At 73.6% G+C, this 24,087-nt stretch carries 27 protein-coding genes; 20 read left to right on the top strand and 7 right to left on the bottom strand.

Features of this window, described 5'->3' with window-relative positions; all coding sequences use genetic code 11:
- Positions 1-7: 7 nt before the first annotated feature.
- Positions 8-1,315 carry an HNH endonuclease signature motif containing protein gene (locus tag ACF1BH_RS25130; protein ID WP_391645838.1) on the bottom strand — a complete coding sequence of 436 codons (1,308 nt, stop codon included), beginning with the start codon at positions 1,313-1,315 and terminating at the stop codon, positions 8-10.
- A 65-nt stretch (positions 1,316-1,380) separates the two neighbouring features.
- The gene (locus tag ACF1BH_RS25125; RefSeq protein ID WP_391645836.1) at positions 1,381-2,460 is read right to left on the bottom strand and encodes a methyltransferase domain-containing protein; all 1,080 of its coding nucleotides are present in this window, start codon (positions 2,458-2,460) and stop codon (positions 1,381-1,383) included.
- 197 nt (positions 2,461-2,657) lie between these two features.
- Between ACF1BH_RS25125 and ACF1BH_RS25120 the strand changes: the two genes are divergently transcribed.
- Positions 2,658-3,428: an rRNA methyltransferase gene (locus ACF1BH_RS25120; protein ID WP_391645834.1), complete on the top strand. Its 771-nt coding sequence runs from the start codon at positions 2,658-2,660 to the stop codon at positions 3,426-3,428.
- A 67-nt stretch (positions 3,429-3,495) separates the two neighbouring features.
- Here the strand turns inward: ACF1BH_RS25120 and ACF1BH_RS25115 are convergent, their stop codons facing one another.
- Positions 3,496-4,542, bottom strand: a complete 1,047-nt coding sequence (locus ACF1BH_RS25115; protein ID WP_391645832.1) for a S66 peptidase family protein — start codon at positions 4,540-4,542, stop codon at positions 3,496-3,498.
- Between the two features lie 153 nt (positions 4,543-4,695).
- Between ACF1BH_RS25115 and ACF1BH_RS25110 the strand changes: the two genes are divergently transcribed.
- The 5 genes from ACF1BH_RS25110 (at position 4,696) to ACF1BH_RS25090 (ending at position 10,362) form a co-directional block, all read left to right on the top strand.
- A complete protein-coding gene (locus ACF1BH_RS25110) occupies positions 4,696-5,049 on the top strand; it encodes a 4-oxalocrotonate tautomerase family protein (RefSeq protein WP_391645830.1) in 354 nt (117 codons plus the stop codon).
- A 191-nt stretch (positions 5,050-5,240) separates the two neighbouring features.
- Entirely contained in the window at positions 5,241-6,518 is a 1,278-nt protein-coding gene (locus ACF1BH_RS25105; RefSeq protein ID WP_391645828.1) for a multidrug effflux MFS transporter, read from the top strand.
- A gap of 136 nt (positions 6,519-6,654) precedes the next feature.
- Complete coding sequence (locus ACF1BH_RS25100) at positions 6,655-7,665, top strand: LysR family transcriptional regulator (protein WP_391645826.1); 1,011 nt, start codon at positions 6,655-6,657, stop codon at positions 7,663-7,665.
- A gap of 118 nt (positions 7,666-7,783) precedes the next feature.
- Entirely contained in the window at positions 7,784-8,515 is a 732-nt protein-coding gene (locus ACF1BH_RS25095) for a hypothetical protein (protein WP_391645824.1), read from the top strand.
- Positions 8,516-9,360: 845 nt separating this feature from the next.
- Positions 9,361-10,362 carry a D-alanyl-D-alanine carboxypeptidase family protein gene (locus tag ACF1BH_RS25090; protein ID WP_391645822.1) on the top strand — a complete coding sequence of 334 codons (1,002 nt, stop codon included), beginning with the start codon at positions 9,361-9,363 and terminating at the stop codon, positions 10,360-10,362.
- Positions 10,363-10,510: 148 nt separating this feature from the next.
- On the opposite strand, the gene ACF1BH_RS25085 is transcribed toward ACF1BH_RS25090, so the two are convergent.
- Positions 10,511-10,732 (bottom strand): DUF397 domain-containing protein, encoded by a 222-nt coding sequence (locus tag ACF1BH_RS25085; RefSeq protein ID WP_391645820.1) that lies wholly within the window; start codon positions 10,730-10,732, stop codon positions 10,511-10,513.
- On the bottom strand, positions 10,725-11,519 hold the full coding sequence (locus tag ACF1BH_RS25080) for a Scr1 family TA system antitoxin-like transcriptional regulator (protein ID WP_391645818.1): 795 nt from the start codon (positions 11,517-11,519) through the stop codon (positions 10,725-10,727). Before ACF1BH_RS25080 ends, ACF1BH_RS25085 begins: the two co-directional genes overlap by 8 nt.
- Positions 11,520-11,697: 178 nt before the next feature.
- Between ACF1BH_RS25080 and ACF1BH_RS25075 the strand changes: the two genes are divergently transcribed.
- The 7 genes from ACF1BH_RS25075 to ACF1BH_RS25045 all read left to right on the top strand — a co-directional run bounded on the left by ACF1BH_RS25075 (position 11,698) and on the right by ACF1BH_RS25045 (position 15,398).
- Complete coding sequence (locus ACF1BH_RS25075; protein WP_391645816.1) at positions 11,698-12,045, top strand: hypothetical protein; 348 nt, start codon at positions 11,698-11,700, stop codon at positions 12,043-12,045.
- Complete coding sequence (locus ACF1BH_RS25070) at positions 12,042-12,317, top strand: hypothetical protein (protein ID WP_391645814.1); 276 nt, start codon at positions 12,042-12,044, stop codon at positions 12,315-12,317. The genes ACF1BH_RS25075 and ACF1BH_RS25070 overlap by 4 nt, the downstream gene beginning before the upstream one ends.
- Positions 12,318-12,438: 121 nt before the next feature.
- Positions 12,439-12,948, top strand: coding sequence for an ATPase (locus ACF1BH_RS25065; RefSeq protein ID WP_391645812.1), 510 nt, complete (start codon positions 12,439-12,441; stop codon positions 12,946-12,948).
- Positions 12,945-13,286: an ArsR/SmtB family transcription factor gene (locus tag ACF1BH_RS25060; protein ID WP_391645810.1), complete on the top strand. Its 342-nt coding sequence runs from the start codon at positions 12,945-12,947 to the stop codon at positions 13,284-13,286. The genes ACF1BH_RS25065 and ACF1BH_RS25060 overlap by 4 nt, the downstream gene beginning before the upstream one ends.
- 40 nt (positions 13,287-13,326) lie before the next feature.
- Positions 13,327-14,097, top strand: a complete 771-nt coding sequence (locus ACF1BH_RS25055) for a DUF899 family protein (RefSeq protein WP_391645808.1) — start codon at positions 13,327-13,329, stop codon at positions 14,095-14,097.
- An 84-nt stretch (positions 14,098-14,181) separates the two neighbouring features.
- Entirely contained in the window at positions 14,182-14,868 is a 687-nt protein-coding gene (locus tag ACF1BH_RS25050) for an MOSC domain-containing protein (RefSeq protein ID WP_391645806.1), read from the top strand.
- A gap of 275 nt (positions 14,869-15,143) precedes the next feature.
- Complete coding sequence (locus ACF1BH_RS25045) at positions 15,144-15,398, top strand: hypothetical protein (protein WP_391645804.1); 255 nt, start codon at positions 15,144-15,146, stop codon at positions 15,396-15,398.
- Positions 15,399-15,462: 64 nt separating this feature from the next.
- Here the strand turns inward: ACF1BH_RS25045 and ACF1BH_RS25040 are convergent, their stop codons facing one another.
- Positions 15,463-15,903: a VOC family protein gene (locus ACF1BH_RS25040; RefSeq protein WP_391645802.1), complete on the bottom strand. Its 441-nt coding sequence runs from the start codon at positions 15,901-15,903 to the stop codon at positions 15,463-15,465.
- Positions 15,904-16,047: 144 nt separating this feature from the next.
- Positions 16,048-16,980 carry a LysR substrate-binding domain-containing protein gene (locus ACF1BH_RS25035; protein ID WP_391645800.1) on the bottom strand — a complete coding sequence of 311 codons (933 nt, stop codon included), beginning with the start codon at positions 16,978-16,980 and terminating at the stop codon, positions 16,048-16,050.
- 85 nt (positions 16,981-17,065) lie between these two features.
- On the opposite strand from ACF1BH_RS25035, the gene ACF1BH_RS25030 reads away from it, so the two are divergent.
- From ACF1BH_RS25030 to ACF1BH_RS25000, 7 genes are all read left to right on the top strand, one after another.
- A complete protein-coding gene (locus ACF1BH_RS25030) occupies positions 17,066-18,544 on the top strand; it encodes a 2-hydroxymuconic semialdehyde dehydrogenase (RefSeq protein ID WP_391645798.1) in 1,479 nt (492 codons plus the stop codon).
- Positions 18,545-18,585: 41 nt separating this feature from the next.
- Positions 18,586-19,416, top strand: a complete 831-nt coding sequence (locus tag ACF1BH_RS25025; protein WP_391645796.1) for a 2-keto-4-pentenoate hydratase — start codon at positions 18,586-18,588, stop codon at positions 19,414-19,416.
- A 34-nt stretch (positions 19,417-19,450) separates the two neighbouring features.
- Positions 19,451-20,296: a 2-keto-4-pentenoate hydratase gene (locus ACF1BH_RS25020; RefSeq protein ID WP_391645794.1), complete on the top strand. Its 846-nt coding sequence runs from the start codon at positions 19,451-19,453 to the stop codon at positions 20,294-20,296.
- Positions 20,293-20,712 (top strand): RidA family protein, encoded by a 420-nt coding sequence (locus tag ACF1BH_RS25015; RefSeq protein ID WP_391645792.1) that lies wholly within the window; start codon positions 20,293-20,295, stop codon positions 20,710-20,712. Before ACF1BH_RS25020 ends, ACF1BH_RS25015 begins: the two co-directional genes overlap by 4 nt.
- A 43-nt stretch (positions 20,713-20,755) precedes the next feature.
- Positions 20,756-21,289 carry a 3-hydroxyanthranilate 3,4-dioxygenase gene (locus tag ACF1BH_RS25010; protein WP_391645790.1) on the top strand — a complete coding sequence of 178 codons (534 nt, stop codon included), beginning with the start codon at positions 20,756-20,758 and terminating at the stop codon, positions 21,287-21,289.
- Positions 21,286-22,323, top strand: a complete 1,038-nt coding sequence (locus ACF1BH_RS25005) for an amidohydrolase family protein (RefSeq protein WP_391645788.1) — start codon at positions 21,286-21,288, stop codon at positions 22,321-22,323. The genes ACF1BH_RS25010 and ACF1BH_RS25005 overlap by 4 nt, the downstream gene beginning before the upstream one ends.
- Before the next feature lie 205 nt (positions 22,324-22,528).
- Entirely contained in the window at positions 22,529-23,803 is a 1,275-nt protein-coding gene (locus ACF1BH_RS25000) for a carboxylesterase family protein (protein ID WP_391645786.1), read from the top strand.
- Positions 23,804-24,087 lie beyond the last annotated feature (284 nt).

Genomic DNA, 24,087 nt, shown 5'->3' with positions numbered 1-24,087 from the left:
GCGCGCGTCAGCCGTCCGTGCCCCGCAGCAGCCAGGCATGGCGGCTGCGGGCCACGTCGAGGAGGACCGCCCGGAGCTCCTCGCCGCTACGGCCCCGCGTCTTGACGGCGTGGCAGTTGGGGCAGAGCGCCACCATGTGGTCCGGGAGATCGGGCCCGCCCCCGGCGAGATCGAGGACGTGATCGACCTCCAATATCGGCTCACCGGCGACCGTGACGTCGTCGGGCGCGCCCGTGCACCGCGGGTTCTCGCACCGCCGTCCGCTGCGCAGCAGCACCGCCCGCCGCGCCTCCGCCGACCGCACCGGCGCGGCGGAACGGGGCGTACGGCGCCCGCGGTTCGCCGGCTGCTGCGCCTCGGCCATCCGGGAGAGCCGGTCGTACTCGGCGGCCAGCGCGGCGCCGTGCAGCGCGGTGTCGTGCGGAGCGGCGTCGTGCGGGCCGTCCGGGCCGGGGCCGTCCGGGCGCGGAGCCGAGCGGCGGGGGCCGGCCCCGGCCGCCGCCTCGCCCGGCCCTGTGCCGGGCGCCGGGCCCACGCCCCGCTCACCGCACGCGAGTTCCGCCAACCCCACCGCGCCCAACAGCGCCCCCGGGTCCATATCCACGAAGTACGTGCTCAGCAAGGTCTCGACGACGGCGTTCCGGGCCCCGGCCGACCGGCCGAGGAGGGCGTACACCTCGGCGTCGAGGCCGCCGTCGGGCCGCTGCCGCCGGAACCAGCCGCGCAGCGCGGCGTCACCGTGGGCAGGGGGCACCGGCTCCGTGTGGCCGGTCAGCTCCCACAGGCCGGCGCGGTGCAGGGCGGCGACCGGATAGTCGGGGCGCGGGCGCGCGCGATGCGGGCCGTGGCGGAGCAGCAGGGCGCCGAGGTCCCGCTCCGTCTCGACCCAGGGCAGGATCCGCCGTTCGCCGCGGGCGGCCCGCCCGACGGCCCACAGCAGCGCGATCGGCTGGTGGAGCGCCGGACGTCCGGCGGCGCGGCTCACCCGTAACGTGCCCAGACGGTCGAGGAGCTGGCCCAGTGCGGCGTCGGTCGCGGCGGCGTCGACGACCTTGAAGCCGAGGCCGCGCAGCAGCCCGGCGGCGTGGGAGGCGCTGCCGGAGAAGTCCCCCGGCCGCAGCGGGGCGCGGCCGTCGAGATGGCCGTGCGCGGCGCCGGCTATCGCCTTGGAGTCGTACCGCCGGCCGTCGTGGACGAGGACGTAGCGCAGGGCGCGCGGGAATCCGTATCTGCGCAGGAACGCGTCCTGACCGAGGCGGTCGTACTCCTCGATCGCCCGGAGCACCGCCGTGGGAGTGAGGTCTGCCAACGCCATGCCGGAACAGTAGGCGAGGGCACTGACAACACCCGGTGACCAGCGGCGCAGCCGCAGGCCGGCAGTCACCGGCCGAGCGTCACCACCGCCGGGTGGCTCCCGAACAGGCTCACCGGCCGGCTGTCGTGCACCCGCAGCCCGGCCTCGCGGGCGAGGGGGAGGTGGGTGTCCGGTTCGTGGAGGAGCAGGACGGCGCGGCCCGTGCCCGGCTTCAGTACGCGGCGGATCTCCTCGTAGTACGCGGCGGGCCGGGTGGTGAGCGTGCCGCCCGGGGCGACCTGGAGGCCCCACGGCGGGTTGCTCAGGACGCGGTCGGCCTGCCCGTCGGCGACCGGCAGCCGCCCGGCGTCGGCGACCGCCCAGGCCGCGTGGCCCCCGCCGGACGGCCCGGCGGCGGAGGCGTTGGCCACGGCCGCGGCGAGCGTCGCCGGGTTGTGGTCGGTGCCGAGGGTGCGCAGGCCGTCGACGGTCAGCCGGGCCTCGATGAGCAGGGTGCCGGTGCCACAGGACGGGTCGAGGACCCGGTCGCCGGGGGAGAGGCCGGCGAGCAGCGCCATCGCGGCGGCGAGCGGCGGGTGCAGCGTGCCGGGTACGGACTCCTGCTTGTACGCACGGCGGTGCAGCGGACGCCCGGTGAGCCGCACCGCGAGCATCGCCTCGGTGCCTTCGACGGTCACGCGGACCGGGAACGGCTGCCCGCCGTCGGGCACCGCGCCGTCGCGCCGCGAGTGGTGCGGCAGCCCGAGAGCGGCCGCGGCCTGCTCCCCCACGGTGTCCTCGATGTCGTAGCGGTTGTAGTTGCGCTTGCCGACGTACGAGGCGACGACGTCGATACGGTCCGCCGAGCCGGGCCCGCCGCACCGGCCGCGCAGCCGCAGCAGGCGGCGCCACGGCGCGGTGCGCGACGGCTGGGTGAAGCGGGCGAGGTCGGCCTTGGTGTGGCCGACGCCGCGGATCACCGCGGCCACCAGGAAGACGTCGTCGGCGGTGCGCAGGTCCAGCAGCCGGGCGTCCGGCTCCTCGGCGGTGAACCACACCTCGCGGTGGCGCAGGCGCTCCACGGTGCCCAGACCGCGGGCAGCGATCTCCTGCGCGCAGACCTCTTCGACGCCCCGCAGGGTCCGTGCCAGCAGCCGCACGCCCACGCGCGAGCCCTCCGCCCTCTGTGTCCTGTCCTGCCCCGAAACTCCCCGGGAGTCTACGGCAGCGCCGGGCCCCTCCCGGGCCGCCGCCGGACGGCCCCGGGCCTGTGACGAGGGCGGATATCGTGACGGAGGCGAGAGAGCAGGACGGACCCGGTGCGGGAGCACGGCGGCCCGGACGCGAGTGGAGGAGACGACCGGTGGCTTACCGCTACGCGACGGAGCGCGTCGACCATTCCGACCTCGCCAGCGGCTTCGTGCTGCGTTCCGCGCCCGGCTTCACGGCCTTCCCGGTGCGGCTGGCCTCGGAGACGTTCCAGCGCGCGCTGGCGCTGCGCGGCGGCGACGAACCGGCCGTCCTGTGGGACCCGTGCTGCGGCAAGGGGTATCTCTCGACGGTGCTGGGCCTGGTCCACCGCGACCGGATCGCGGCCGTGGTGGCGTCCGACATCGACGACGCCTCCCTGGAGATCGCCCGCGCCAACCTCGCCCTGCTGACCGCGCGGGGACTGGCCGCCCGCGCCGCCGAACAGCGCGAGAAGGCCGCCCGCTTCGCCAAGCCCGGCTACGCCGACGCCGCGGCCGCCGCCGACCGCCTCGCGGCCCGCCTCGCCGCGGACGGCGGCGACCTCCCGCACACCGTGGCCCACGCCGACGTCTTCGACCCGTCGGCCCTGGAACGGGCCGCCGCCGGGTTCGCCCCCGACGTCGTCGTCACCGACGTCCCCTACGGCGAACGCGTCCAGTGGCAGGGCGCGAGCGGCACCGGGCTGCCCGGCATGCTGACGAGCCTGGCCCGGGTGTTGCCGGAGCGCGGCGTCATCGCGATCGGCGTCCGGGGCCGGAAGTTCCCGCCGGTACCCGGGGTTCCGGCCCGGAAGTTCCGGGTGGGGACGCGGTCGATGGGGCTGTTCCGGGTGGCGGATGTGCGGGCGGCCGGGGCCGCGGGGGCAGCCGGGCCGGCGGATTGATCCGGCACGGTGCCTGATGGTTGTGGCGGATTGATCCGGCGGGGTTCCTGACCGTTCCGCTTCCGCGTCACTCCAGCATCTGGGTCAGCGCGCTGTGTTCCGTGGTGTGGACGACATGGGCGCGGGCGCCGTTGACGAGCGGGAGGAACGGCGGGACGTGGCCGCACTCGACGTCGGCGAGGAGCGGGACGCCGAGCGGGGCGAGCGCGTCCAGGACGGCCTCGTGCTGGCTGAGGGAGGGCGCGTCGGGCGCCGCGGTGCGGCCGATGAGCACCGCGGCGGCGTGGTCGAAGAAGCCCGCGAGCCGCATTCCGTGCAGATTCCGGCAGATGGTGAAGGCGTCGTCGCCGCACGCCTCGACGTAGACGAGCAGCCCGTCCGGGGCCGTGCGCCGGGCGAACGCGGCGGTGTCCAGATAGGGCGTGCCGGTGAGGTTGCACAGCATCTCGACGCAGCCGCCGATCAGCCGCCCGGAGGCCATGACGTGCCCGGTGCCGTCCAGCCGGGTCCACCGCCCGGGGGCGTCCAGGGCGCAGGTGCGGACACCGGGGTCGGCCGCGTAGTCGTCCCACCCGGTGGAGCGGTGGCGCCCCGGGGGTACCTGCATGAACCGGTGGCCCCGGGGCGCGGCGACGACATCGAGCCACGACAGCAGCCCGTCCGGCACCGCGTACGGGGTGTCCATCAGGTTGTTGCCGTGCAGCGTGGCGACGCCGGTGAGCAGGGTCAGCGGGGTGAGGAGCGTCGACAGGTCGGAGAAGCCGACGAGCCAGGTCGGTTCGGCGGCCCGCAGCCGTTCCCAGTCCAGCCGCGGCAGCAGGTCGATCGCCGTCTCCCCGCCCCACGGCGGCACCACCGCACGGATCGCGGGGTCGCACAGCATCGCCGTCAGCTCGGCGGCCCGCTCCGCCGCCGGGGCGCTGACGTGCCCGGTGCCGTCCATACAGGCGCCCACGACGACTTCGTAACCACGGGCCCGTACGTCGTCGAGCGCCACGTCGAGCCGGGCGCGCAGCCGGGCCGGTACGCCGCTCGACGGGGCGGTGACGCCGATGCGGTCGCCGGGGCGCAGCGGGGCCGGGTAGCGGAGCGGGGGTGGGGGAGGCGTCGGCATGGGGCGGATCGTGGCATGGGGGGCGCGGCGCCGTACACGGGATTCCCGGCGCCGCGCGGTGCCCGAGTGGCCCCACGCGCCCCCTCCGGGCGCCGCTCGCGCCGCTCTCGGAAGCCCCTGACCTCGACTCATCACGATCGCTGATCGCTGCCGGTGCGGATTGCGCCTTGGACGGCACCGGGCCCGGTGCTGGACTGGAACGGACGGCGGAAGTGCCGGACGGACCCGGCCCGTCGGGGCCCGTTCCCGCGTGTGTCCCGCCTTCCCCGCGCTCCCTCATCCATCCGATCCGTTCGAGCAGGAGACGTCATGCCGCTCATCCAGGTGCAGCAGACCCCCGGGAAGACCGCCGAGCAGAAGGCCGAGCTGGTCCGCGCGCTGACCGACGCGTATGTGGCCGCCACCGGCGGCAGGCGGGAGAGCGTCTGGGTCACGGTGCAGGAGATCCCCGCCGACAGCTGGTCCGTCGCCGGGGAGACGCTGGCGGCACGGGCGGCCGCCCGCTGACGGCGGCGCGGCCGGCCCCGCCCGGCCCCCGCCGCCCGGCATCCGGCGGGCCCCGGGCGGCACAGGGGAACGCCCGGACCCGCCCACCGGGCCCGCCGCCCCCGGGGCGCCCCGCCCGCCCGACCGCCCCTGGGGCGCGCCCCCCGCCGCACCGCCCCAGGGACGCCGCCCCTCCCACCCCGGAAGGCCCCATGCCCCCCGCCGCCCGCACGGCACCCGATCCCGCCCCCGCCGTCCGACCGCACCCCACGCCGGACCCGGCGCCCCACCGCACCTCCCGCGCCCTCCTCCTCACCGTCCTCTGCGCGTTGAACGCGGGTGGCCTGTTCGCCTCCGACATCAACCTGCCGGGCGTACCGGCCACCGCGGCGGCGTTCCACACGCCGGTCGCGTCCGTGCAGTCGACGTTCAGCGCGTTCATGATCGGCATCGCCGTTTCGCAGGCGGTGTACGGACCGCTCTCCGACGCGTACGGGCGCAAGCCGGTCATCGTCTTCGGGCTCGGGGTGTTCACCGTCGCCTCCGTGGGGTGCGCGGTGGCGCCCACCGTCGAGGTGTTCGGCGCGGGACGGCTGCTCCAGGCGCTGGGCGCGGGCGCCGGGATGGTGCTCGGACGGGCGGTGATCAGCGACCTCCACGAGGCGACGGACGCGGCCCGGATGTTCGCGACGGTGATGCCGGTCGTGGGCGTCTCACCGTCCGTCGCCCCGCTGATCGGCGGCTATCTGACCACGTACGTCTCGTGGCGCGCGCCGTTCGCGGTGACCGCGGCCCTCGGGCTCGGCACGCTCGTGGTGATGGTCACCGCGATCCCCGAGAGCCTGCCGCCGGAGCGGCGCAGCCGCCACCTCGGCGCCACGCTGCGCGGCTACCCGCTGCTGCTGACCCGGCCGCGGTTCTGGGCGTACACCCTCAACCTCGCGGTGGCGTACGGCGGTTACTTCGGCTATCTCGCCGCCTCCCCGCTGGTCTTCGCCCGCCTCGGACTGGCCACCGAGGCCACCAGCTACTGCTATCTCACCGTCTCGCTCGCCTACGTCGCCGGGAACCTCACCTCGCGCGCCCTGGTCCGCCGGCGCCCGGTGGACCGGCTGCTGTGGTGCGGGCACGCCTTCTTCTGCGGCGGTGCGCTGCTGATGCTGGGCCTCGGGCTGAGCGGCGCGGGTGCGCCCTGGGGGCTGCTGGTGCTGGTGTTCATGCCGGTGATGACGTTCGGCAACGGGTTCCTGCTGCCGCTGTCGACGAGCGCGGGCGTGACGTCGTTCCGTGAGACGGCCGGTTCGGCGTCCGGCCTGATGGGCGCGGTCCAACTGCTCGGCGCTTCCCTGGGGATCTACGTCACCAGCAGGATCCCCGCGGGTGATCTCGGCGCGCTGGGCTGGTTCGTGACGGGCGCGGCAGGCATCGGCGCCCTCGCCTTCGCGGTCTTCCTGAGGGCGGCGCGCCGGGGTGCCCCCGCCACCCGCTGACCGGCCCCGCGGACGGTGCCCCGAGCCGCTGTGCGACGCTCTTCCGGGTCCGCGCCCGTCCGGGAGGCGCGGCACACGGACCGGCGTACGGGCGCGGCCACCGCCCACGGTGCGCCCGGCGGAGGGGCGGGACGGCGTGGAGCTGCGGCAGATCCAGTACTTCGTCGCGGTCGCCGAGGAGCTGCACTTCGGGCGGGCGGCCGCCCGGCTGCACATCGGCCAGCCCGCGGTCAGCCAGCAGATACGCCGCCTGGAACGGGAGCTGGACCTCGCCCTCTTCGACCGCTCGGGCCGCACCGTGACCCTCACCCCCGCCGGGCGGGAGCTGCTTCCGGAGGCCCGCCGGCTCCTCGCCGCCCAGGACGCGTTCACCGCCGGTGCGCGCCGCCTGGCCGCCCGCGAGGAGGCCGTCCTCCATGTCGGCATCGGTACGGGCCTGGGGCGCCGCCTCGACGACTTCCTGGACGCGCTCCCCGGCCAGGGCGCCGGGACCCGCTTCGTGTTCCGCACCCTGGAGGCGCCGCGCCGTCTGGCGGAGGTCCGCGCGGGACGGCTGGACGCGGCGTTCCTCCGGGCGGCGCGGTCCGGCCCCCTCCCCGGGGGCGGGCCGCACCCGGACGGGGGTACGTACCCGGGCAGGGCCACGTACCCGGGCGGCGAGCCGCACCCCGGCCACGGAACGCCCCCTGACCGGGAGGAAGCCCACCCCGACCTGCGCTTCCTCCCCCTCTGGGACGACCCGCTGCGGATCGCCCTCCCCACCGCGCACCCCTTGGCAGGACGCGAACCGCTCAGGCTGTCCGACCTCGCCGCCCTGCCCCTGCGCATCGCCCCGCGCGAGACGAACCCGGTGCTCTTCGACGCCGTCCACACCGCCTGCCGCGCCGCCGGGTTCGCCCCCGTCATGGGGCCGCCGTCGGCCCGCCTCCAGGACACCCTGGCCGACATCGGGGCGGGCGAGCCGGGCTGGACCCCGCTGTACCCGACGGCGGCGGACGGGGTGGCCTCCCGCCGCGTCACCCTGCGCCCGCTGGACGGCGATCCGCTCACCCTGCGCATGTACCTGGCGGTCCGCGCCGCCACCGCCCCGGAACGCCTCGCCGTGCTGACCGCCGCGAGCACCCGACTGCGGACACGAGCCGGGTGAGCGGCCCGGCCTCCCGCGGAACCCGGAAGCCCGGTCCCCGTGACGCGCACGGCTCCTCCGCGTCCCCCGCTCGAAAAATCATTCGGCATCGGCGCGACGGCATGGTTCTGTGGGGGACGTGGCGAAACTCAACCAGATCATCGCAGTCGAGAAGGGCGTCAAGTCCAAGTCCCAGCAGGACCTGACGGCCGCCCAGCACGGCCTCCAGAAGCCGGCGTTGCTCTCCGGCATCGCGCGGACGTACCAGCCCAAGGACGAGGAGGGCGAGCAGCTGCCGCCCGAGTCCACTCGGGTGCAGGTCAAGGCCGAGGACGTCCTGCGCGCGACGGCCACCACCCTGACCAGGCTGTTCGATGTGACCGCCACCAAGGACTGGGCCAACTGCACCGCCCGCGCCGATGTGACGGTCGACGGCCGCGCGCTCCTCTCCCAGGTGCCGGTGTCGTACCTGCTCTTCCTGGAGAAGCAGCTCGGCGACCTCGCCGCCTTCCTCCGTAAGCTGCCGGTGCTCGACGCGTCGGAGTCCTGGGTGCAGGACCCGTCCACCGACGCCTGGAAGACCGAGCCGGTCCGCACCGTCCGTACGAAGAAGGTCCCCCGCAACCACGTCAAGGCCGAGGCGACGGAGAAGCACCCGGCGCAGGTCGACGTCTACTACGAGGACATACCGGTCGGATACTGGACGACCGTGAAGTTCTCCGGCGCGCTCCCCGCCCGCCGGGTCAACGAACTTCTCGACCGTGTCGAGAAGTTGGGTACCGCCGTGAAGTTCGCCCGCGAGGAGGCGAACGGCGCGGAGGTGACCGACCAGAGGGTGGGTGACGCCGTCTTCGGCTACCTCTTCGGGTAGCCCCGACAACTCCCCGGGCGCATCAACGCGTCCGGGGTGCGCGAGGAGCGCAAGCTGAAACTGAGGCTTGTCGTGACGAACGCGGTGGTCAGTGGAGGTTCGAGTCCTCCCCGCGGCACTTCGGGCCGCGGTGGCCCAACAGGGAGAGGCACACCGCGATCAATCTCAGACTCTTGCTCCAGATTCAGTATGCGCCGCCGTTCGCCGGAACGACCGGGCCGGGCCCGCGTCGTCGGATGCCGGTTCAAGTCCGGCCCGTGCAGCCACTTCTCCGATGCGCGGTAGTTCAAAGGCAGAACACGACGACTTCAGCATGACCCGCGCTCTTCACCGCGCCGGCGACCGTATAGGGCGGCACCACGGGGCCCGGGGGCAGGCTACGCCCCCGGGCCCGCTGCCGTTTCCGGCGCGGAGGGCGCCCCTGACCGCCTCCCCCAGCACCTCCGGACAGGGCAACCACCCATCCGCACAACCCGATTGACGCCTCACGGAACGTCACCGGACGAGAGCGAACCCGTTCCTGCCAAACGGGCAGAAGCGGGCCCATGCGCCGCCCCTACGGGCCCGACGACCACCAGAACCGGCAGGTCAGGCGCAGTGTGGTGGCTTCCCTCGGGTAAAAGCTCCGGTGAACCTCTGATGCCCGCGAGAGATCATCCGTTCACTCCCCGCGAGCAACCCCACAGGCCCCACCCGTCACGCACACAACTTCTCCACTCCGCCTCAGCTCGTTACGGGGCTATGACATACCGGGCTTGACGGTTGGTGTCCACACACAAGTAGGTTCGATATAAACCAAGTTGCCTCACCTACCGGCGTTCCCCCGCCGGGAGAAAGGGATACCCATGGGTTCCCACGCCCGCCCGAACCGGATACACCGCACCGGGGTCCGGATCGCGATGGTCGCGATGGTCGGCGCCGCCCTGCCGATCACCGCAACCGGCCTCGCCCAGGCCGCCACCCCCGGTGCCACGCACTCCGCCGACGACCAGCAGGACGCGCACCGTCAGCAGGCCGTCGAGCAGCCTGCCGCCGACGCCGCCCAGGACGTCAAGTCCCAGGACGCGCCCCAGGTCAAGGCCGACCACGCCTTCCTCCTCGATGCCCGCGACGGCAGCCAGGAGCGCGAGATGTGGGCCGGTGCCAAGGCCGACGAGAGCGTCTCGATGGCCAGCACCACCAAGATCATGACGGCGCTCGTGGTGCTCAAGCACCCCGAGTGGCTTGAGCACGGCATCCAGATCAAGCAGGAGTACCGGGACTACGTCCAGAAGGTCGGCGCCAGCACCGCCGACCTTCAGACCGGCGACACGCTCACCGTCCGCCAGCTGCTGCACGCCATGCTGATCCCGTCCGGCGCGGACGCCGCGCGCGCCCTCGCCGACCACTACGGCCAGGGCGCCACCACGGACGAGCGGATCGCCGACTTCGTCCGCCAGATGAACGACGAGGCGCAGCAGCTCGGTCTGAAGGGCACGCACTTCGACACGTACGACGGCATCTCGAACGGCAACAACCACAGCACCGCCCGCGACATGGCCAAGCTCGGCCAGCGTGCGATGCTTCAGCCCGTGTTCGCCGAGGTCGTCAAGAACCAGCAGTTCAAGACCGAGGCCCCGGCGGCCAACGGCCACACCCGGTACTACACCTGGAACAACACCGACCAGCTGCTGTCCACCTACGACGGCGCCCTCGGCATCAAGACCGGCAGCGGCCCCGAGAGCGGCTACGCCCTCGTCTTCGCCGCCAAGCGAGACAACCGCACCCTCGTCGGCGCCATCCTGAAGGACGACGCCGGCCGCTTCGACGACGCGAAGAAGATCCTCGACTGGGGCTTCGCGCACTGACCCCGATCGAGCGGTAGCGCCCCCGGCGGCCGCCCGTCCAGGCCCCTGCCTCGTCCCCGCCCCCACGGCGGATGGGCGGGGGCCTCGGTGTCCGCGGGCCCGGCAGAGGGCCCATGCCACACGGTGGCCGAGGGCTGTGGCTCAGCGCTCAGGAAGCGAAGGCTTCGCCCTTGACGCCTGCGATGAACGCGGTCCAGCCGTCTGCCGGTATGAGAAGCGCGGGCCCGTGCGGGTTCTTGGAGTCGCGGACGGGGACGGCGGTGGGGTGGCCGTCGTAGATTTCGACGCAACTACCCGACTCGGCACCGCTGTACGTCGACTTACGCCACCCACGCAGTGTGGCGGCGTCCCGGATGTGGCGCTCAGGCATGGCCTTCGTATTCCTTAGCTGCTGTTTTCAAGAGGAACAGGGAATCCTTCAGCGGCAGTGCGTCGCTCAGTGCGAGATGGTAGGCGCCCTGAAGTTGCTGAACAATGTGCGGAGAGTCGTGCACTTTGCCTACGGACAGGCCCTCCGTGTAGGCGATCGGGGGCTGGTCGTCGAACCACATCAGCGACAGCATCCCCTGCATCAGGTGGTACGCACCGAGGCTCGTGGGCATCACGTGTACGCGAATGCGCTCACGCTCAGCCAGGCCGATCACATGGGTGAGTTGCTCGGCCATGACGGAGGGGCCGCCGACCGGGCGCCGCAGAACGGACTCGTCCAGTAGTGCCCACACCACAGGTGTGACTGGGTCGTCGAGCACCTTGGCGCGTTCCAGGCGTGTGACGACGTGCTTGTCACGCTCCTTGTCACTCCTAGGGGGGTACACGGTACGCATCACCGCTCGTGCGTAGTGCTCGGTCTGAAGGATCCCCGGCACGTGGGATACGGCGAACTCACGAATTTCCACCGCCTGTTGTTCCAGGTGGCGGGCGGGTTCGAAATAGTCGGTGATCGTGCTGTCGTTTCCCGGTAGAAAGCTGCTGAGTACATCCCCCGTGTTCAGCGCCCGATCCAACCGCCGGGCGTCCTCCTTGGACGGGATGCGGCGGCCCGCCTCGATGTGGGCGATGTGGGAACGGGTCATGATCGCGGTGTCTGCCAGTTCCTGTTGGGTCATGCGGGCCGCTTCGCGTTGGGCGCGGAGCCAGTCGCCGTAGATGTTGCTCATTCGTCAACTCCCATGTGACGCAGGGGAAGTCACCTCGCAACCCCTGGGCAGCGTAGCCCTCGCGGTCTCACTCTGTGAGGGAATCGCTACTCAGTGGAACGCTTTCGGGGGCTCCGCGGCCGCGCGGCCGTACGGTGAGGCCCGGTGGCGTGGCCCTCAACGATCAGGAGTTGATGACGTGTTGGAAACCCTTGTCCAGGTGTACGAGCGCGTACTGCCGTGGGCACCGCTCGCCCCCTTGATGCCGCTCGCCGTCGTGATGTGGTGGCCGCCGAAGGGGTGGCGCCGGGCGGGCGGCGGGGTGGGGGCGGTCGATCCCGCGGCGTTCCTGATCCGGCCGATCCAGCCGCCGCGGTCCCGTCGCCTGGCGCCCGGCGAGGGGCTGACGCCGGAGCTCGTGGCGTACGAGCGGAAGCTGGCGGCCGATCCGAGGCTGCACGGTGCGGGCAGGCGGGTGCTGGTGTACGCCCCGCTCGGGCGTGGCTTCGGGGTGGGTGTGGCGCGGGCCCGGCGGGTGACGGCGTGAGGGGCAAGGCGGGGGCGCCGCGGCTGCTGCCGTGGACGGGGGACGGGGGCAAGCCCTGTTACCTGGTCGGGGACGGTGCCGGGTTCGTCGCGCAGCTGGCCGACGAGATGGAGACCGTACAGCTGGAGATGGCCGTTGACCTGCTGGAGCACGTCGATCGGCTGGCGGCCGAGCGGCGGACCACGTCCGAGCAGCTGCGGTACGCGGTCGCCCGCCTCGCTGAGTCGCTGCGAGAGGTGCACCGGATCGCGGTGAGCCGGGGGGCGGCGTAGGGCGCGGCTCGGCGGCTCGGCGGCGCGATATTGCCGCAACTGACAGGTTGCAGGTGGGATCCTGGTGTGCAATCGTTGAGTTGCAGATAGATCCGGGGGAGGCATCTCTGAGGAGGACGTCATGGACGAGATCGCTGACACGGCCGGCACCACTGACGCCGAGCTTGCCGAGCTGGACCGGATCGCCCGGCAGATCGACATCGACGCCCCGGCGGAGCGGGTCTGGGAGCTGGTCGCGCGCCCTGGCTGGTACATCAACGACGGTGCCGTCGAGGACACCTCGGACCTGCGCCACGAAGGCGACGTGACCGTCGTGTGCCACCCCGCGCTGGGCGAGTTCCGGTTCCGGACGGTGCAGCTGGACAAGCCGCGCTACGCGGCGTTCCGCTGGATCGGCACCCCGTTCCGAGACGCGTCGACGGCCTCGACCCTCGTCGAGTTCTGGATCGACGAGCGGGACGGCGGCGGGGTGACGCTGCGCGTCGTCGAGAGCGGGTTCTCCGGCCTCGCCGACGACCCGGCCGCCTGGCTGAAGGAGCGCGAGGGCAACGACAAGGGGTGGCTCACCGAGCTGGCGGCCGCGAAGGCGTTCGCCGAGAAGCCCGCGTCGGCCCCGGGGGCGCGCCGGTGACCGCCGCCCTCCCCGCCATATGCGCCGCGCTCGGCGACCCGACGCGTTGGGAGATTCTCACCCGCCTCGGCGAGGGCCCCATGTCGGCGTCCGCGCTGGCCAGAGTGCTGCCGATAAGCCGTCAGGCGATCGGCAAGCACCTGGAGGTGCTGCGCGAGGTGGGTCTGGTCGAGTCCGAGCAGCGCGGGCGCGAGGTCGTCCACCTGGCCGTCGGCGCCCGGCTCGGTGCGCTGGCCGGGGAACTGGACCGGATCGGCCGCTCCTGGGAGACCCGCCTGCTGCGGGTCAAGGAGATGGCGGAGCGTCCCGGCCCGCACACCCGAGGAGCCTCCGGCTGACCGAAGCCGGCCGGAGGCCCACGACGAGGGGAAGGTCATCATGACCGGACGAGACAGCAGGGCAGCGAACCCCGACCGCGCTCCGGCGCTGCCGCCGGTGGCCGACCGGGCCGCCTTCCAGGCCGAACTGGAGAAGCTGCGGGTCCGCGAGAAGGCGCACACCCGGGAGGGCGACGCGATCGCCGCAGCCCGGCGCCGGCTGCCCATGGTGGAGGTGGCCGCCGACCTGGAACTGACCGGTCCCGACGGGCCGGTCACCCTGCTCGACGCGTTCGAAGGGCGCCGGCAGCTCATCGCCTACTACTTCATGTGGCATGACGGCCACGACGCGGCAGGGCAGTGCGAGGGCTGCACCTGGGTGGCCACCCAGGTGCAGGAGCTCTCCTACCTGCACTCCCGCGACATCACCTACGCGGTCTTCTGCCAGGGCCCGTACGAGCAGAGCCGCCGCTACCGGGACTTCATGGGCTGGGACGTGCCGTGGTACTCGGCCCTCCCTTCGCAGGACGCACTCCTGGTGGGACGCCGCGTCGGCATGATGCACCTGGTCTGCTACCTGCGCGACGGCAACCGCGTCCACGAGACGTACTGGACGACGCTGCGCGGGGTGGAGGCGATGGACTACAGCTACGCGCTCATGGACCTCACCGCGTACGGACGCCAGGAGCCGTGGGAGGACCCACCCTCCGGGTGGCCGGGTGCCCAGGGAACACTCGCCGGCCACATGGGCCTGCGGAGCGACGGCCGCCCCATCCCCCAGTGGTCCCGTATCGCGGCCGGGCGCTCCGGCGACCTCACGCCGGGTCCGTGACGTCCACCGCGCCGCGGTGAGCGGCGGGGCGGGGTCCTGGGAATTCGCTGGTTCGCGCCGGGGCCCCGCCCTACCGTCGGCCCCATGAAGCTGCTCTCCGTCAACGTCGGCAGGCCCCGCCCCAATCCGTGGAAGAGCAGGCGGGAGGCGGGCGGCTGGACGGGCATCGACAAGCGGCCGGTGGTGGGGGTGGTGGCGGTGGCCGCGCCCGTTTCGGAGGGGACGGGGGAGGTCGGACTGGCCGGGGACCGGGTGTACGACGTGGGGAACCACGGGGGCGCCGAGCAGGCCGTGTACGCGTATGCGCGGGAGGATCTGGACGGCTGGCAGCGGGAGCTGGACCGGACGCTGGCCAACGGGGTGTTCGGGGAGAACCTCACCACCGCCGGGGTCGACGTCAACGGTGCCGTGATCGGGGAGCGGTGGCGGGTCGGGGCGGAGGTGGTGCTGGAGGTGTCGTGTCCGCGGATTCCGTGCGGGACGTTCCGGGGATGGATGGGGCTGCCGGGCTGGAACCGGCGGTTCACGCGGGCCGGGTTGCCGGGGGCGTATCTGCGGGTGATCACGCCTGGGGAGATCCGGGCCGGTGATCCGGTGGCGGTGGTGGACCGGCCCGCGCACGGGGTGAGCGTGGCATACACGTTCCGCGCGGTGACGACGGAGGCGGAGCTGTTGCCGCCGTTGCTGGAGGTTGCTGAACTGCCCGGTTTTGTGCGGGATTTCGTGCGGGAGCGGCTTGATGGGCGGCGAGGGACGGGGGCGGACGGCTGAGGCTGCGGCGGGCTGCCGGGGTGTGGCGTTCGGGTCATGTGCCTGTGGCAGGAGCACCCTTCCTGGGCTGATGGAGCTTTGCGTTCGGAATTTGATGGATGCGCGAGGTGAGACGTTCGTCAGCCTGCCTCTTCGGGTGTGTGGTGCGAATCCCTCCGGGGTGTGGTTTGCCATGGCAATCAATCGCCCTGAGGTTACGGGGGTTGGAGGGCGGTGAACGTCATGGTGAGGGGGCGTGGCAGACGCCCGATCGTCCACGGAGCCAGGAGGAGCTCATGGCCACGTACAACACGGAGATCTCAACGGGGGGCGGCGGCTGGCAGCCGGATGCGCCGCTCAAGCTCAGCATCGTCAACCGCAACCAGGTCGTCCCCGAGAGCGGCGCTCCCGCGACGGGAACCACGGTCACCTGGAGCGGTGACGCAGGGAAGGGCTCGGTGACGTTCTTCGACGGTGGCAGCAACTTCCAGGGCACCGCTCAGTTCCCCGGTGAGGGCCCGGTGGGCTACCGCGGCACGCGTACGGGCTGACCCGAGGCCGTGAGTCAGGTCGCCCGGCGGCCTGACTCGCACTGTCCCGGACGGCCCCCGGGCCTCACCCCAGCGCCTCCGCCAGCGCGATGATCACGCCTCCGGGGCCCCGCAGATAGCACAGCAGATACGCCTCCTCGAACTGGGTGATCTCACCGAGGAGTTCACCGTCATGGGTGTGCAGGCGGGCCACCGTGTCCTTGATGTCGTCGACCGCGAACATCAGGCGGCAGAAGCCCAGGGTGTGGGGCGGAGGGGGCGACGGGACGGGGGTGAGGGGCGGCGGGTTGTGGAAGGTGGTCAGTTCGAGGCGGGAGTGGCCGTCCGGGGTGCGCAGCATCGCGATGTCGGTGCGGACATCGGGGAGGCCGAGGATGCGGTCCACCCAGGGGCCCTCGATCGGGGCCGTGCCCTCCAGCTCCAGGCCGAGTTCGATGAAGAACGCCTTGGCGGCCTCCATGTCGTCGACGACGATGCCGACGTTGTCCATCCGCTGAATCGCCATGCACGGATCGTAGGGCGGGCCACTGACAGTCGGCCCGCTCCGGCGGCGTACGGGTGAGGGCCGGGCCGGGCCGCAGCCGAGCAGGGCCGCGAGGGAGCCCGCCCGGCGAGCCGTCCCGCCCGGCCCCGCCCCCGCGAGCGTCGCTCACTCCACCAGCCGTGCCAGCCCCCGCGCCTCCTGCCGCAGATATGTCCGCAGCGTGTCCGCCGCGGGGGACAGCGGCCGGTCCGCGGGCCGGGTGAGGCCGACGGCCTGGCTGATGGATTTCAGGGGGGTGTCGATCAGGCGGAGGTCCGGGTCCTGGGTGGCGAGGAGGAGGGGGAGGACGGCGAGGGCGTCGGTGGCGAGGAGGAAGTGCCGCAGGGTGGGCATGGAGGTGCACTCGACGCGGTCGTCGGGGAGTTCCAGGTCGGCATGGGTGAACAGCTCCTCCAGCTCGGCGCGGAGCGCGGTCCGGTCGACGGGGAGAACCCACGGGTAGCGGCGCAGCTCGGCGAGGGACGGATGGCGCAGCTGGTGCACGGGGTGGTCGGTGCGGGCGGTGAGGCGGACCGGCTCGCGGTACAGCTGCTCCTGGGTGAGGCGGCGCGGCGGCTGCCCCGAGAGGCGGCCGACGATCAGGTCGATCTCCCCGGAGAGGACCCCGGCGCGCAGCGTGTCCGGGGTGGCCTCGCGGACGACGACGGTGACCGCCGGATGCGCCCGCTTCAGCGCCGCCATCGCCCGCGGCAGCAGCAGGTTGGACCCGGCGAGATGGACGCCGACGGTGACCGAGCCGAGATGGCCGGCGGCGAGGTGGCCCAGCTCCGCGCCGGCCTGCCGCAGCTGGGCCAGGACCGCGCGGGCGTGGCCGACGAACGACTCGCCGTACAGCGTCGGCGTCACCCCGCGGTGATGCCGTTCGAACAGCGGGACCCCGAGGATCGTCTCCAGCTCGTGCAGGGCGCGGGTGACGACGGGCTGGGTGATGTGCAGTTCCTGGGCGGCACGGATGACGCTGCCCTGGTCGGCGATGGCGGTGACGAGGGTGAGGTGGCGCAGTTTCAGACGGCCGTCGAGCAGCCTCTCGCTCTCCATGGGGTCACGGTATGCCCGTAGAGGCATCGCGGGGAACGCAAAGAGCATTATTCAGGCATGGCTGGCTCTCCCTAGCCTCGGCGTCATGAGCCGCAGCACTTCGCTCCCCGTGCGGGAGATCCGCAATTTCGTGGACGGCGCCCTCGTGGACGGCGTGCGCTCCTTCGACCGGTTCAGCCCGGTGGACGGCGCACTCGTCGGCAGGGTGCACGAGGCGGACGAGGTCCTCGTCGACGTCGCCGTCCGAGCCGCCCGCCGCGCCCTCACCGGCCCCTGGGGCGACACCACCGTCCCCCAGCGCGCCGAGCTGATGCGGCGGATCGCCGACGTCATCGACCGGCGCGCCGACGAACTGGTCGCCGCCGAGGTCGCCGACACCGGCAAGCCCCTGGCGATGGCCCGGGACCTGGACGTGGCCCGCGCCGCCGCGAATTTCCGGTCGTTCGCCGACACCATCGCCGCCGCGGGCCTCGACTCCTTCCTCACCGAACTGCCCGGCGGACGCACGGCGCTGAACTACGCGGTGCGCCGACCGCTCGGCGTGGTCGCCGTCATCGTGCCGTGGAACCTCCCGCTGCTCCTCCTCACCTGGAAGCTCGCACCGGCCCTGGCCTGCGGTAACGCCGTGGTCGTGAAGCCGTCGGAGCTGACGCCCTCCTCCGCGACGCTGCTGGCGGAGATCCTCAAGGAGGCCGGGCTGCCGGACGGCGTCTGCAATGTCGTGCACGGTTTCGGCCCGGACTCCGCGGGCGCCTTCCTCGCCGGCCACCCGGACGTGGACGGGGTGACGTTCACCGGCGAGTCCGCCACCGGCACGGCGATCATGCGGGCGGCGGCGCCCGGCGTGCGGCCCGTCTCGTTCGAACTGGGCGGCAAGAACGCCGCGCTGGTCTTCGACGACGCGGATGTGGCGCGGACGGTGGACGGGCTGGCCCGGTCGGTGTTCACCAACACCGGGCAGGTCTGCCTGTGCACCGAGCGCGTCTACGTGCAGCGGCCGCTCTTCGACGAGATCGCCGCGGGTCTCGCGCAGCGCGCCCGTGAGCTGCGCCCCGGCCGCCCCGAGGACCCGGCGACCACCACCGGACCGCTGATCTCGCAGGCGCACCGCAAGAAGGTCCTCGGCTACCTCGAACTCGCCCGCAGCGAGGGCGCCGAGGTGCTGGCGGGCGGCGGCGTCCCCGAGATGGGCGCGGATCTGGACGGCGGTGCGTGGATCGAACCGACGCTGTGGACGGGGCTTGAACACACCGCCCGCACCATGCGGGAGGAGATCTTCGGCCCGGTCGCCGGGCTCATCCCGTTCGACACCGAGGAGGAGGCCGTCCGGCTGGCGAACGACACACCGTACGGGCTGGCGTCCTGCGTCTGGACCCGGGACCTGGAGCGCGGCCACCGCGTCGCGCAGCGGATGCGGACCGGGATGGCCTGGGTCAACACCTGGTACCTGCGCGATCTGCGCTCGCCGTTCGGCGGCACCGGCCTCTCCGGCATCGGACGCGAGGGCGGGACCCACTCCCTCCACTTCTACACCGAGCCGACGAACGTGTGCGTGCAGCTGTGAGCGGTGGACATCCCCAACAGAGTGTCTTCTGCAGTGAGCTGATGGCTGCACGCGCCACGGAGGCCCAGATCGCGGAGGCCGCCGCGCGGCTGCGGCAGGCCGCCGCGAGCGGGGTGCCCTGCGCCCCCGTACGGAAGCTGATCGGCGGGTGGGACCAGGACGCGGCGTACGCGGTGCAGCGGGCGGTGCTCGACGGGCGGCTCGCGGACGGGGCGCGGCGGGCCGGCCACAAGATCGGGCTGACCTCCCCGGCCGTCCAGCGGCAGTTCGGGGTCTACGCACCGGACTACGGGGTGCTCCTCGACTCGATGGTCCACACCGACCGGGAACCGCTCGACCTGGGACGTTTCCTCCAGCCGCGGATCGAGGCGGAGGTCGCGTTCGTCCTCGGGAAGGACCTGGACGGGCCGTCGGTGACGGCGGCGGAGGTGATCGCGGCGACCGACTTCCTGCTGCCCGCGCTGGAGATCGCCGACTCGCGGATCGCCGGCTGGGACATCCGGATCACCGACACCGTCGCCGACAACGCCTCCAGCGGTGCCGTCGTCCTCGGCACCACCCCGCGTCCGCTCGCCGCGGTCGACCTGCCGGGCCTCGGCATGGCCCTCGACCACCGCGGCGAAACCCTCTCGACCGGCTCCGGCGCCGCCTGCCTGGGCACCCCGGTGGCCGCCGTCGCCTGGCTCGCCCGCGAGGCGGCCCGCCGCGGCGACCCGCTGCGCGCCGGCGACCTCGTCCTCTCCGGGGCGCTCGGCCCGATGGTGCCGGTCACCGGGCCGGGCGTGTTCCGCGCCCGGCTGGACGGGCTCGGGGAGGTCCACGCGGACTTCGTACGGGGGGACGCCCCGGCCGCCGAGAGCGGCACACCCTGACCGCCCCTGCCGCCCAGAAGGAAGAAGATCCGGTATGAACCCCCCTGCCACCGAAGCGACGTGGGACCTCGCCGAGGCCGCCGCGGTGCTGGACGCCGCGGCCACCGGCGCCGCCCCGGTCGCCCAGCTCACCGCCGCCGCGCCACTCGGGCTCGACGCGGCGTACGAGGTCCAGCGGCTGCTGATCGAACGGCGTACCGCCCGCGGTGAGCGGCCCAGCGGCGTCAAGCTCGGCTTCACCAGCCGCACCAAGGCGGCGCAGATGGGCGTCTTCGACGTCATCTTCGGCCGCCTCACCGACGCCATGCGGCTGCCCGACGGCGCCCGCATCTCCCTGGACGACTACGTCCATCCGCGCGTCGAACCCGAGGTCGCCTTCCGGCTCGCGGCCGACGTGCGGCCCGGGGACACCGTCGACCCGGAGACGGCCATCGACGCCGTCGCCCCGGCGCTGGAGATCATCGACAGCCGGTACCGCGACTTCCGCTTCACCCTGGAGGACGTCGTCGCCGACAACACCTCCGCCGCCGGATACGTCCTCGGGCCCTGGACCGCGCTCGCCGGCGCCGGGGACCTCGCCAACCGCGGCGTCCGGCTGGAGATCGACGGACGCACCGCCGAGACCGGCTCCACCGCCGCGATCCTCGGCCACCCGCTGCGCGCCGTCCACGCCGCGCTGCGCCGCGCCCGGGAGCTCGGCCACCCGCTGCGCGCCGGGGACGTCCTGCTGGCCGGCGCCGCCACGCCCGCTGCCGCCCTCACCCCGGGCAGCCACATCGAGGCCACCGTCACCGGACTCGGCCGCGCCGCCTTCACGGTGGCGGGCGCTGCCGGTGACGAGCCGGCCGGGCCCGCCGTAACGATCAGGAACCCTTCATGAGCAATGACGGCATCGTCGTCCCCGGGAAGGCCACCCCGCGCGGTCGGTTCCCGCATGTGAAAACCGCCGGTGACCTGGTGTTCTTCTCCGGGACCAGCAGCCGCAGGCCGGACAACACCATCGCCGGTGCCGAAGCCGACGACATGGGCGCCACCACCCTCGACATCCGGGAGCAGACCCGCGCGGTCCTCGCCAACGTCCGCGAGGTGCTGGCCGCCGCCGGAGCCACCCTGGACGATCTCGTCCAGGTCACCGCCTACTTGGTGAACATGAACGACTTCGCGGGCTACAACGCCGTCTGGGCCGAACACTTCGACGAGCGCGGACCCACCCGCACCACCGTCGCCGTCCACCAACTGCCCCATCCGCATCTGCTCATCGAGATCCAGGGCATCGCCCACCGGCCCGCCCCCTGAGCAGCCCGCCCGCCCCCTCCGTACCGCCAACCCGAGGAGCACGATGGACCTGCCTCCGGTCATCAACTTCGCCCAGTGGGTACGCGACCACGCCGACGACCTCAAGCCGCCCGTGAACAACCGGCAGATCTGGGACGGCACCAGCGACTTCATCGTCCAGGTCGTCGGCGGCCCCAACGCCCGCACCGACTACCACCTGGAGCCGTACGAGGAGTGGTTCTACCAGGTCAAGGGCGCCATGCACGTCAACGTCATGGTCGACGGACGGCCCCGGCGGATCGATGTCCGCGAGGGTGAGATGTTCCTGCTGCCCGGCGGCGTCCCGCATTCCCCGCAGCGGCCCGAGGCGGGCTCCGTCGGCCTGGTCGTCGAACGCGTCCGGGATGAGGGCACCCTGGAGCGCTTCCAGTGGTACTGCCCCGGCTGCCACACCCTCGTCCACGACGTGGAACTCCAGGTCCGCGACATCGTCCGCGACCTCCCCCCGGTCTTCGCCGCCTTCCACGGCGACGTCCGGGCCCGAACCTGCCGCGCCTGCGGCACCCTGCACCCCGGCAAGAGCGGAACCGCACCGTGAACAGACCCACCCCGGCCCCCCTCGTGGAAGCCTCCCGCATCGATGTCCACACCCACTACGTGCCGCTGGGCTGGCCCGATCTGGCGAGCGCCGCCGGGCCCGCGGCCGACTGGCCCTGGCTGCGCGTCACCTCCGAACGCGAAGCCATGATCATGGTCGGCTCCCGGGAGTTCCGCCGGATCGGCGCCGACTGCTGGGACGCCGGCACCCGCCTCGCCGACATGGCGGCCGACGGCATCGACGCCCAGGTCGTGTCGCCCACACCGGTCTTCTTCAACTACGCCCGCCCCGCCGACCAGGCGGTCAAGGTCGCACAGATCTTCAACGACCTCGCCCTGGAGATCTGCGCCCCCGCCCCCGGACGGCTGCTGCCGTTCGCGCAGGTGCCGCTGCAGGACCCGGACGCCGCCTGCCGCGAACTCGACCGCTGCCTCGCCAACGGCCACCACGGCGTGGAGATCGGCAACCACGTCGGCGACCGCGACCTCGACGACGAGGGCATCGTCACCTTCCTCCAGCACTGCGCCGACCGCGGCGCCCCCGTCTTCGTCCACCCCTGGGACATGCCGGCCTCCCCGCGGCTGGACCGGTGGATGGCCCAGTGGCTGACCGGGATGCCCGCCGAAACCCATCTGTCGGTGCTCGCCCTCGTCCTCGGCGGCGTCTTCGACCGGGTCCCCGACACCCTGCGGATCTGCTTCGCGCACGGCGGCGGCTCGTTCGCGTTCTGGCTGGGCCGCCTGGAGAACGCCTGGCACCGCCGCTCCGACGCCGTCGCCACCTCCGCGCTGCCGCCCTCCCACTACACCGACCGCTTCTCCGTCGACTCGGTCGTCTTCGAACCCACCGCACTGCGCACCCTCGTCGACACCCTCGGCGCGAGCCAGGTGATGGTCGGCAGCGACTACCCGTACCCGCTGGGCGAGCGGCCGGTCGGCGCCGTCGTCCACCGCTCCGGCTTCCTGGACGAGACCGAGCGCGCGGCGATCCTCGGCGGCAACGCCCGGCGGTTCCTGGGGCTGCCGCCGCTCTGAGCGCGGCCCCCCGCGTGCGGACCGCCCGCGCCCGCCGCCCGGAACCGCCTGCCGCGTCGGCCCCCGCCGCCCCGCAGTCTCCCGGCGGCCGTGCCCGTTCCGCCTCCCCGGACGGACCGGCCGCCGGGATCCGTACGTTGTACCGGGCGGCGGCCACCGGGCCGTACCGCCGCCCGCCCCGCCCCGTACCGAAGGAGACCCGCCTGTGAACAGCGCACCGGGACATGTCGTCGACGTCCCCACCGACCGGGGGAGCGTGCCGGTCCGCCGCACCGGACCGCTCCGCTACGCCACCGCCGCCCGCTTCCGGCCGCCGGTCCCCGTCCCCGCGGGCGCCGACGTCCCGGTGGCCGGCGCGATGTGCCCGCAGCCGCCGTCCCGGCTCGAAGCCGTGATGGGACCCTCCCGGAGCCTGCCGCAGGACGAGGACTGCCTGCACCTGAGCATCACCGCCCCGGCGGCGCCCGCCGCGCACCGGCCCGTCCTCGTCTTCCTGCACGGCGGCGGCTTCTCCAGCGGCTCCGGCCTGCTCGACTGGTACGACGGCGCCCGGCTGAGCGCCGAGGGCGATCTCGTCGTCGTCTCCGTCAACTACCGCCTCGGCCCGCTCGGTTTCCTCCGCCACCCGGATGTCACCCCCGGCAACCTCGGTCTCCTCGACCAACTGGCCGCACTGCGCTGGGTGGCCGAGAACATCGCCCGGCACGGCGGCGACCCGGCGCAGGTCACCGTCGCGGGACAGTCCGCCGGGGCGATCTCCCTGGCCCTGCTGCTGCGCCACCCGGACACCCCGCGGCTGCTGCGCCGCGCCATCCTCCAGAGCCCGGTCCTCGGCCCCGCCCAGACCGACCTCGCCGAGGCCGACGCGGACGGCGCGGCCTTCCTCGCGGCGCTGGGCGGCGACCCGTTCACCGCCCCGGCCGACGCGCTGCTCACCGCCCGCGCGGCCGCCGCCGCACACGCCGTGGAGCGCACCGGCAGCCGGGTCACCCCGCCGTTCTCCCCGGTCGTCGGCGCCGACCCGGTCCCCGCCACCCCGCCCGCCACCGGCCTCGACGGCATCGACCTGCTCATCGGCTGGACCCGCGAGGAGCTGACCGCCTTCGGCCTGACCCGCGCCGACGCCCGCGCCGCCGAGGGCCCCACCTTCGCCGCCCCGATCGCGGAGTTCGGCGCCTGGGCCACCTCCGCGGGCGCCCGGGTCACCACCTACCGCCTCGACTGGGAGCCGGCGGGCTCACCGTTCGGCGCGGTCCACTGCCTGGAGTTGCCGCTGCTGCTCGGCGACGAGGCGGCGTGGCGGGACGCGCCGATGCTCGGCGACGTCCCGTGGTCCGACGTGGACGAGTTCGGCCGCGTGCTGCGGGGCGAGTGGGCGGCCTTCGCCCGCACCGGGGAGGTCGACCCGGCGGCCACGGAGGGCCACCCGGTGAGCTGGGGCCTGGGCCCGCAGACCCCGCCGGACAGCCCGAACTCGTAAGGCGTCTCCGCGAGTCCACCGGCCGCCCGCCGCACCCGGCGGGCCCGTACGGTCACGCCGTACGCCCCGCGGCCCCGCACGGCCCCCGACCGTGCGGGGCCGCGCGCGGTGCCCGGACCGGACGGGCACGCCCGGGCCACGGATGCCGGGGGCGCCGTCCGGCCCGGCGGGCCACCGGCGCGCGGGACCGCCGCCCGCTCCGCGCGGGGAGCGCCCCGCGTTCCGCCACCCGGGGTCCCCCGCCCCCGGACAGCCGCGCCCGATTCGCCGCGGGCCCGGCGCCG

Source organism: Streptomyces sp. NPDC014733 (genome assembly GCF_043083385.1).
Lineage (GTDB): Bacteria > Actinomycetota > Actinomycetes > Streptomycetales > Streptomycetaceae > Streptomyces.
The sequence above is the reverse complement of the archived record's forward strand: the minus strand, read 5'-3'. Positions and strand labels throughout refer to the sequence as shown.

Coding starts and splice junctions, on each gene's coding strand:
- ACF1BH_RS25130 (WP_391645838.1), bottom strand. CDS start 1,315: ATGGCGTTGGCAGACCTCACTCCCACGGCGGTGCTCCGGGCGATCGAG.
- ACF1BH_RS25115 (WP_391645832.1), bottom strand. CDS start 4,542: ATGCCGACGCCTCCCCCACCCCCGCTCCGCTACCCGGCCCCGCTGCGC.
- ACF1BH_RS25105 (WP_391645828.1), top strand. CDS start 5,241: ATGCCCCCCGCCGCCCGCACGGCACCCGATCCCGCCCCCGCCGTCCGA.
- ACF1BH_RS25090 (WP_391645822.1), top strand. CDS start 9,361: ATGGGTTCCCACGCCCGCCCGAACCGGATACACCGCACCGGGGTCCGG.
- ACF1BH_RS25085 (WP_391645820.1), bottom strand. CDS start 10,732: ATGCCTGAGCGCCACATCCGGGACGCCGCCACACTGCGTGGGTGGCGT.
- ACF1BH_RS25080 (WP_391645818.1), bottom strand. CDS start 11,519: ATGAGCAACATCTACGGCGACTGGCTCCGCGCCCAACGCGAAGCGGCC.
- ACF1BH_RS25065 (WP_391645812.1), top strand. CDS start 12,439: ATGGACGAGATCGCTGACACGGCCGGCACCACTGACGCCGAGCTTGCC.
- ACF1BH_RS25055 (WP_391645808.1), top strand. CDS start 13,327: ATGACCGGACGAGACAGCAGGGCAGCGAACCCCGACCGCGCTCCGGCG.
- ACF1BH_RS25050 (WP_391645806.1), top strand. CDS start 14,182: ATGAAGCTGCTCTCCGTCAACGTCGGCAGGCCCCGCCCCAATCCGTGG.
- ACF1BH_RS25045 (WP_391645804.1), top strand. CDS start 15,144: ATGGCCACGTACAACACGGAGATCTCAACGGGGGGCGGCGGCTGGCAG.
- ACF1BH_RS25040 (WP_391645802.1), bottom strand. CDS start 15,903: ATGGCGATTCAGCGGATGGACAACGTCGGCATCGTCGTCGACGACATG.
- ACF1BH_RS25035 (WP_391645800.1), bottom strand. CDS start 16,980: ATGGAGAGCGAGAGGCTGCTCGACGGCCGTCTGAAACTGCGCCACCTC.
- ACF1BH_RS25030 (WP_391645798.1), top strand. CDS start 17,066: ATGAGCCGCAGCACTTCGCTCCCCGTGCGGGAGATCCGCAATTTCGTG.
- ACF1BH_RS25025 (WP_391645796.1), top strand. CDS start 18,586: ATGGCTGCACGCGCCACGGAGGCCCAGATCGCGGAGGCCGCCGCGCGG.
- ACF1BH_RS25020 (WP_391645794.1), top strand. CDS start 19,451: ATGAACCCCCCTGCCACCGAAGCGACGTGGGACCTCGCCGAGGCCGCC.
- ACF1BH_RS25015 (WP_391645792.1), top strand. CDS start 20,293: ATGAGCAATGACGGCATCGTCGTCCCCGGGAAGGCCACCCCGCGCGGT.
- ACF1BH_RS25010 (WP_391645790.1), top strand. CDS start 20,756: ATGGACCTGCCTCCGGTCATCAACTTCGCCCAGTGGGTACGCGACCAC.